Source organism: Mesorhizobium sp. B2-8-9 (assembly GCF_006439475.1).
Lineage (GTDB): Bacteria > Pseudomonadota > Alphaproteobacteria > Rhizobiales > Rhizobiaceae > Mesorhizobium.
In genome coordinates this window covers 1-1,144 of sequence record NZ_VFTQ01000072.1, presented here as the reverse complement: position 1 = coordinate 1,144, position 1,144 = coordinate 1, and the positions used below count along the sequence as shown (strand labels likewise).

Below are 1,144 nucleotides of genomic sequence, written 5' to 3'. Positions count from 1 at the left end.
GGACCTGTTGCGCAGTTAGCAAGGACAGGCTCGCGGAGCGATTTGGTCGCGAGGCCTCGCTCCGTTTTGGCTTTTGGGGTGGAATTGAGGGTGGCGGTGTGGCCTCAGGCCGGATGCTGGACGCACCTATCCTGTGATGGCGGCCCATCGGCGCATGTTGAAGGCGATTGCAGCCATCGTCACTTGAGCTGCGGCCTTGGCCAATCCGACATAGCGGATCGTCGTCAGCTTCATGCGGTTCTTGAGCGTGGCGAAGGTGGTCTCCACCGCTGCCCGCCGTCTCGCGATCAGGCGGTTGTAGCGCTTGAGCCGCGGCGGCAGTTCGGGATGGTGCTTGTTGGGGCGGCGGGCAATGCGCGGCTTGCGGCCCTCAGCCTTGAGCCTGGCCCGGCGGGCATGCGTGTCATAGGCGGCATCCGCCCACACCGCCTTCTCGTCGCCGCGCACCAACTCATCGGCCATCACCGTGTCGTTGACGTTGGCCGGTGTGGTGATCACCGTGCGGATCAGGCCAGAGCCCTCGTCCACCCCGACATGGGCCTTGTAGCCGAAGGTGAAGTCGCCCTTACCCCGTCTTACGCCACGGGCATCGGCGTCCTTCGAGGGCCGCTCGGCTGTCGGCGGCGCCGAGACTGCATCGATCAGCGTGGCGTCTAGCATCGTGCCGCGCTTCAGGATCAGGCCCGCCTTCTCCAACTGCCGGTCCAGTTCGCCAAACAGCTTCTCCATCAGTCCTTCGCCAACAAGCAAGTTGCGAAAGCGCGACAGCACCGTGTGATCGGGAATGCTCTCCTCAAGCCCAAGCCCGGCAAAGCGCCGGAATGACAACCGATCGCCGAGCGCTTCCTCGAGCTCGCGATCTGATAGCCCATAGAGCGACTGCAGCAGCAGCGCTTTGAAGAGCAACAACGGCGGCCAGGCTGCGCGTCCCGGCCCGCCGTCGCGCAGCGGGTTGAGCAGCTTCTCGAAGCGATACCACTTCACCAGACCGGACAGTCGGTCGAGCGGCGAGGATCCACCTGCAAGCTTCTGGCCCAGAAATGCTTCCGCCAGGCTCAACTGCCCCGTCTGCTTCACCGCCATTGCGATTCCCTCCGAGCTTCCTTCTCAGAGAATCACAACCAGCCAATTACGCAACAGGCCC

At 64.0% G+C, this 1,144-nt stretch carries 1 protein-coding gene; it reads right to left on the bottom strand.

The window, feature by feature from the left end:
• Positions 1–126: 126 nt before the first annotated feature.
• Positions 127–1,083, bottom strand: a complete 957-nt coding sequence (locus tag FJ423_RS33380; RefSeq protein WP_140848045.1) for an IS5 family transposase — start codon at positions 1,081–1,083, stop codon at positions 127–129.
• Positions 1,084–1,144: the final 61 nt, after the last annotated feature.

Coding starts and splice junctions, on each gene's coding strand:
- FJ423_RS33380 (WP_140848045.1), bottom strand. CDS start 1,083: ATGGCGGTGAAGCAGACGGGGCAGTTGAGCCTGGCGGAAGCATTTCTG.